Here is a 6,132-nt window from a genome sequence, read left to right on the forward strand (position 1 = left end):
GTCGGTACGGGCAGGGTATTGCTCAATGCGCGCATTTGCCAGTGCGCTGCTACGAAAAGTTGTTTTGAGAGCGTGCTTATTGTTAGGTCAGAGCTAGGGTTATCTAAGATATGCTAGAATTGGATAGTGCAGATAACTGACGAGGAGATTTCCATGAGCGTTACAGAGCAGTCGGGCGTCTCCACCTTGGTCGGTACGCCTAAGGAGGCTCGGGCGAGCTTAAGCCGCTCGCATGCGGACCGAGTACTGGTCGTGTCTTTTGATCAGGTCAACCTCAGCGTATTTGAGGCGTTGGCGGAAAACTTTGCCCATGTGGCCTCCTCGATGTATGAGGTGCTACAGGAGCGTCAGGACCCGAAGGCACTGGAGCGCCTGGCCGAGGCGTTTGTGACGCGTAAGCCGCCTTCGCCTCGCCTGCTCAAGGAAGCGGCGATGCTGGTACAAGCCCGCAAAGCAGTGCTGGAGAGCGGTGACTGGTTGACCTCCGCAGATATCGCGCAGGTGGCCCAGTTGAGTACCCGAAACCCGAGTGCCCAGCCCAACAAGTGGAAAAAGCAAGGTCAGATCTTCGCTATCAATCATGGAGGGGTCGACTATTTCCCGGGTTACGGCTTGGATCCGGACGCGGGCTATCGGCCGTTCAAGGCGTTAGCCAAAGTCATCGAGGCTTTCGGTGGCCACAAGGACGGCTGGGGCATGGCTTACTGGTTCCGCTCAGATAACAGCTTTCTGGGCGGCAAAAGGCCTCAGGATCTCTTGGCATCGGCGCCTGATCGGGTGATTGCTGCCGCACAGGATGAAATCCAGGGCGTTGTCCATGGCTAAGCAGCGTACCGAGTCCAGTGAGGGTAGGGCGACGCCTCCCGGGGATTTGGCGGCGTCCGTTACCCCAGTGTCTGGGGCCACGTTGCACGTCACTTTTACCGTGATCGCCAAAGGCGATGTGCTTCACCGTGTGCACCAGGATAAGTATCAGCCTGATCAATTCAATCCTGGAATGCACGGCAACGCACGCTTCAGCCCGATCCAGGATGATCAGGGGCGGGCGATTCCCACCTTGTATGGAGGCACGACAGTCGATTGCGCCTTGATGGAGACCGTCTTCCACGACGTTCCCCATACGGCTGGGTTTAAGAGCTTCGACAAAGGCAAGCTGACTGGACAGGTGCATTCTGCCGTCCAGGTTAGCCAACCGCTGCACCTGGTTGATCTGTCCAGCGTGCCACTGCGGAAACTAGGCATCACGCGCAAACAATTGATCGACACTGAGAAAGATCAATATCCTGCGACGCGCAAATGGGCCGAGGCAATCCACCGTCAGTGTCCAGATGCCCAAGGGCTGTCTTGGGTGTCGCGACAAGATGATTCGGCACGTGCGGTGGTGCTCTTCGGTGACCGGATTCCTGACGGCGCACTCCATCCGCAGGGGGCGTCATGCAGCTTGACCGGCGACCCGACTGTGTTCGACACGGTGCTCAATCTGGCAGAGCGGATTGGGGTCGTTATCATCGCGGGAAAAAGCTGAGTCAAAATGACCGAACAGTGGCCCCTGGAATCCGCTCTCTGGGGCTGGAATTGCCATTCCTCAGTCATTAGATCTTGCTGAAGACGGCGGGCTTTGATGGGGGCATTGATGGATTCTTCCGTACAGGCTTGCGTAGCATCGACGGTCAACAAATAGGTCTTCTGTGCGTTCTAGGAGCGGACGGTGCTTGTCCCGGAACACGCAGCAATAACATGATGGCTGGCTCCGTGCTGGCCTAAAATGCGGAGCTCGGTATGGACGTCAACCAGATGTTAAATGATGAACTGGTGAGCCGGCTGGAAGAGAAAATTCCAGCCATGGCGAAAGGCGCGATTAAGGCGGCCTATATCAATACGCTGGCGGCCGGACTCAATGTGATGGAAATCAGGAATGGCATGCTCGTTGAAACAACGGCCGATGGTCCGCACACGGTTATTCGGATGGCCAAGCCCAAGCATAAGGTAGCTTCGGGCAGGATTATCAAGGTGCGCCACCTTTCATAATGGGAGGTTGAGAGCGCCCGTATCTTCACGATTTCGCCGCGCAGCGCGCGGGAAATCTGCATATTCGTCATGCAGTCTTTGTGCTTTGCGCGAAAGATAGTCGCCAAGCTCGCCATCGCATGGGCCGTCAAATCAGTGACCCTGGGCTCTCAGCTTAGCCAAGCCCTGCTTGATGTGTCCGGCATTTTCTCCGATGGTGTGAAGTGCACCTCGGACGTTGGCACCAATCTCCGCTGCACCTTGGTCTTCTACCTTCAAGGTAAGCTCCATCACCGCGGCCTCCAAGGCGAGCTGATTTTGGTACAGCCGCTCGAGCACATCAGAAAGTGAATATTCGGTGGGCATTGTTTCGACTCCAATCGAGGACTCAAGAGCGTAGCAGCGGAAGGGACGGAAACCAAAGGGCGGTAGGCCGAGAAAGTACTTGCTGAGATTCAGTGGCAGCAATCGGCCGATTCTGTTGAAAAAGTCGCTCCGTTCAAACTGCCTGGAAAATTGACCGGGGAAAACGCCATTTTTGCACGCTGCTACGTGAAATCTGACCCAGAAGCTTTAGCCAAAAGTAAGGATTTCAATCTCAGATGCGTACTTTTCTGCCATGGATACCAAGGCCGACTTTTCCAACAGAATCGGCCAATAGCTGCCGGCCGTAGAGGGCCGTCTTACCACCAAAAGCAACAGCGCTAATCGGGTGCAATTGCCGGTCATCTCTGATGCTCCGCGCTGCTCACCCCATTGCGTTAGCTCCATGATTGCGGCTTCAAGCGCCATTTGGTTTTGATTGATTTTGAACAGTCGGGGAAGGAGCAGATTTCATACCACATCGTGGCTCCTCCATGAAAGAGAACAGCGTGGCAGGCAAGCGCTACTCCCGTTCAAGCTGCCTGGCGTCAGATGTCACCGCTTCCATGATAGACATCAGCTCCTCCAGCAGTTCAGAGTAATAACGAGTGACGTAGCCTGCGATGGCTTCGTTGCGCAAGAGGCGGACTAGATAACCTTTAGTCACAACCAAAACCAGCATTGTCTCGCCCAGGGTGTCCTCGACTTGCTTGTAATCATGCTGAAGATTCTCCATCTCCCGTTCCATGCGTGCAATGTCGACGGCACTGACTTCACTCGGCTTTTTTCTCGTCTCAATCAGCATCTCCGGACGAGATGCTGCCAAGACCATTCGCGCATAGTTTCGAGTAAAACAGTTCGCTGAAATCATCATTTCAACCGTTTCGATTTGGCGGATGGGTTTCATCTGCCGCAGCGAGCGAAATACGTCCTGCGATACCATGCGAACCTTCAGCATCTCCGCCACTTCAGGCGCTATTCCTTTGAGTAAGTTTTCTCTATCGTGAACTTGATCAACATTGATCCCGAGCACAGCTGCAATTCGAGATGCGCCGATGCCTTTCTTCAGAGCAGATAGGATCATCTTATGCTCTTGAATCGGTGTCAGTCGGTTGATCTGGCGGTTATAGGTGAAGGCTTCATCATCAGTGGAGATCAAGCACAGTGCCTCAATGGCCCCCAATGCCTTGAGCGCCTCTAAGCGAAAGTGCCCGTCCAGAAGCAAGTATGAAGCTACTCCCCCTGCGATGAGGGGTTTGGGATGAACCACCAACGGCTCAACGACTCCCAATTCCCTAATCGAGCTCAAGATGCTGGCGTACTTTTTACTGCCTGGTATCAGTTGATCGACCCTACGTGAGGGCAGTATGCGATCTAAAGGAACCGCAATGACTCGATGCTCGAATGCCTGCTTGACCTCTGTCATCACGGCGTCACCCCAAATATTCGGTCAGCGAGTGGTTTGGGCATATCCGGAATGTCTTCGTTGCGAAGTAGCGTCTTGAAGTAGTCATCGGCGAGCAATTTGCGCATTGCGGTGACGATAATCAGCAGCCGCTGTTCGTTGATGTCTGACTTTTTAATCATCACCTTCTGGCGTCGGACTTCGTTCTGATAAGCGCTGAGTAGCTTCTGAGGCGTAGGTTTTTCCGTGCGAGGCGCTTGTTGCCCGTATCGTTTGCCAAAAGTTTTACGTCTATCAACCAGGCGGCGCACCCTCATCAACTGTTCGCCTTTGAGTACGCCGCTCTCGTAGGCGTCGATCATTGCCTGCTGCAGATCGACATCCTTGGAGCGAGCAATCTCCACCGCCAATTTTATTGATAACCAACCTTTTTCCACCGCAGCGATTAGTCGTTCTTCTCCCTGCCGCAGTAGCACTAGAATTCCTTGGATGTAGCCTGAATCCAAGCAGGTTTTTTCGGCTATCTGCTGGCAGGTATACCCACGCTCTGACAGCATCTGGATTGACATCAAAAGCTCTCGGTTGGTGTGTTTTCGTCGTGCCAGGTTTTCAACCAACCCGATCAGGTACCGCTTCATTGGCGCTCACCACGATGCACGGAATTTTTCTCTCGCCCAGAGCTTGCAATGCTTCGAAGCGACCTTGGCCACAAACGATTTCATAGGGCTCGGTGCCGCTCGTGGTAGGTGCCACAGTAATCGGGCGTTTCAGACCTAACGCGGAGATGTTTTCAACAAGCCTGGCGAAGACCTGCTTGTTTCGCGCTCGTGGATTGAGCACCCGAATATCCTCAATTGGCACAAGCTGAATTGTCGTCTCTTCGGCAACGTGCATTAGGGCTCGGCGATGGGTCTCGATAGCAGTCATGCAACCCTCCTAGAATCACTGCGGCGTGAGAGCTCCGAAAGGATATCCAAGGTGTCGAACCGGTAAATTTCGAGGTTGGCCTGATTTCTTTCAGCAAGACGCAGCCGAGGGAAGCCAACATCGATTGTTGGCAGAATGTAGTAATCCAAGGCGGCTTCTTCTCCTTCCTTGATGCGAACCGCGATTGTTAAGTCGGGGCTCAAACCATGTTCGAAGCGGATGCTCCACCTCTTGCTGCCACTCGGTAACACTTGGCAGCGACTCAGCACCAGCGAGATTAATATTTCTTTGTTAACCCAGATGAGGTCAGTGCTCGGATCTACCGAAACGCTACCACCCACTTCGACAATTTTCTGAGTCGTTTTTTGAAGGAGCAGCGGGTGCATTTGCCTAAGACGTTTGTTGGCTTCGATGTATTTGTAGTCGCGTGCTGGTGAGTATCCGATTAGCGAATAGCACCGAAGCAAGCTCCCAAACCTTTGGAGATATGCGCTACTTGAGGGACATCCTTCTGACTCGTCTATAACTAGGCCTGACAGATATCCAATACGTTGATAGATTGCCTTCAGTGACTGCAGCATTTCCTCATCGGGCATGCGATAGGAGCGCGTTTGGATGATCGATTGAGCACCTTTGAATAGGATGAGGCTGACGATGGGACGAAACGCTTCATCCGCTCTGACCCACTCCTCAGGCGGGTTCTGCTTATGTGTTTCCTTCAATTTGAATGAGGTGTGATTCCACACGTTATTGCCAACATACTTTTCATTGATCAGAACCTGATGCACCGTGCCTCTCGACCATAATCTGCCTCGATCATTGAGAATACCTTGAGAGTTCAGCCAGTTTGCGATTTCGCGTTCGTTCCTTCCTTCCTCGACAAAAAGCCGATAAATGTGATGCACAATCTCAATTTCAGCTGGAGGGCCAGGCACTAACATGACACGGTCAGTTTGGATGCTTTTATGCTCCCCAATCGCTAGTTCGTTCTTGGCTGCGCCGTGCCCATCGACCAGCTGCCGCCTCAATCCGAAACCCGCCGCGCCGCCTTGGCGATACCCTAGCTCAATGAGCCGGGATTGGCCGGCAAAGACCTTAACCGACAATTCTCGGCTGTATTCGCCTGCCATCATGCGCTTCACGCTTTTGAGAATGTTAGATACAGGTGAACCGTCGTTAGTAAACTGCTCTGCGCAGTACTGGACGGATACTCCAGCCTGGCGGCAGCGCACCTCGTAACTGGCGCTCACATCGGGATCTTGAAAGCGACCCCAGCGGCTGACGTCATAGACAAGAACGGTCGAATAATCGGCTAACCCTTTCTCCACGTCATAGAAAAGTTGCTTGAGCGCGGTATGCGTCCGGACATCACATCTTGCGTGATTAAACCGGCTGCCACTTATGCGGAAGCAGCAGCTCGATTTCACTCG

The 6,132-nt window shown here is 53.4% G+C and carries 6 protein-coding genes and 1 pseudogene; 3 read left to right on the top strand and 4 right to left on the bottom strand.

All coding sequences use genetic code 11. The features are described 5' to 3' along the window. Positions 1-153: 153 nt before the first annotated feature. From ACWNZ1_RS04610 to ACWNZ1_RS04620, 3 genes are all read left to right on the top strand, one after another. Complete coding sequence (locus ACWNZ1_RS04610) at positions 154-825, top strand: hypothetical protein (RefSeq protein ID WP_288914029.1); 672 nt, start codon at positions 154-156, stop codon at positions 823-825. Positions 826-907: 82 nt separating this feature from the next. Beyond that, a complete protein-coding gene (locus ACWNZ1_RS04615) occupies positions 908-1,525 on the top strand; it encodes an RES family NAD+ phosphorylase (RefSeq protein ID WP_408003298.1) in 618 nt (205 codons plus the stop codon). Positions 1,526-1,779: 254 nt separating this feature from the next. Next, on the top strand, positions 1,780-2,028 hold the full coding sequence (locus ACWNZ1_RS04620) for a hypothetical protein (RefSeq protein WP_053121558.1): 249 nt from the start codon (positions 1,780-1,782) through the stop codon (positions 2,026-2,028). A gap of 132 nt (positions 2,029-2,160) precedes the next feature. Here the strand turns inward: ACWNZ1_RS04620 and ACWNZ1_RS04625 are convergent, their stop codons facing one another. The 4 genes and pseudogenes from ACWNZ1_RS04625 to ACWNZ1_RS04640 all read right to left on the bottom strand — a co-directional run. Then, positions 2,161-2,373 (bottom strand): hypothetical protein, encoded by a 213-nt coding sequence (locus tag ACWNZ1_RS04625; RefSeq protein WP_043042088.1) that lies wholly within the window; start codon positions 2,371-2,373, stop codon positions 2,161-2,163. Positions 2,374-2,893: 520 nt separating this feature from the next. Continuing rightward, the gene (locus ACWNZ1_RS04630; RefSeq protein ID WP_043042089.1) at positions 2,894-3,796 is read right to left on the bottom strand and encodes a ParB/RepB/Spo0J family partition protein; all 903 of its coding nucleotides are present in this window, start codon (positions 3,794-3,796) and stop codon (positions 2,894-2,896) included. Continuing rightward, positions 3,796-4,702, bottom strand: a pseudogene (locus tag ACWNZ1_RS04635) (ParB/RepB/Spo0J family partition protein). The gene ACWNZ1_RS04630 and the pseudogene ACWNZ1_RS04635 overlap by 1 nt, the downstream one beginning before the upstream one ends. Next, on the bottom strand, positions 4,699-6,132 hold a 1,434-nt coding region (locus ACWNZ1_RS04640; protein WP_456027441.1), incomplete at its 5' end, for a recombinase family protein. The gene ACWNZ1_RS04640 and the pseudogene ACWNZ1_RS04635, both read right to left, overlap by 4 nt.

Source organism: Pseudomonas sp. CFBP 5748 (assembly GCF_053850495.1).

Excerpts from the sequence above, each read along its gene's own strand:
- ACWNZ1_RS04610 (WP_288914029.1), top strand. The coding sequence starts at position 154 with ATGAGCGTTACAGAGCAGTCGGGCGTCTCCACCTTGGTCGGTACGCCT.
- ACWNZ1_RS04620 (WP_053121558.1), top strand. The coding sequence starts at position 1,780 with ATGGACGTCAACCAGATGTTAAATGATGAACTGGTGAGCCGGCTGGAA.
- ACWNZ1_RS04625 (WP_043042088.1), bottom strand. The coding sequence starts at position 2,373 with ATGCCCACCGAATATTCACTTTCTGATGTGCTCGAGCGGCTGTACCAA.
- ACWNZ1_RS04630 (WP_043042089.1), bottom strand. The coding sequence starts at position 3,796 with ATGACAGAGGTCAAGCAGGCATTCGAGCATCGAGTCATTGCGGTTCCT.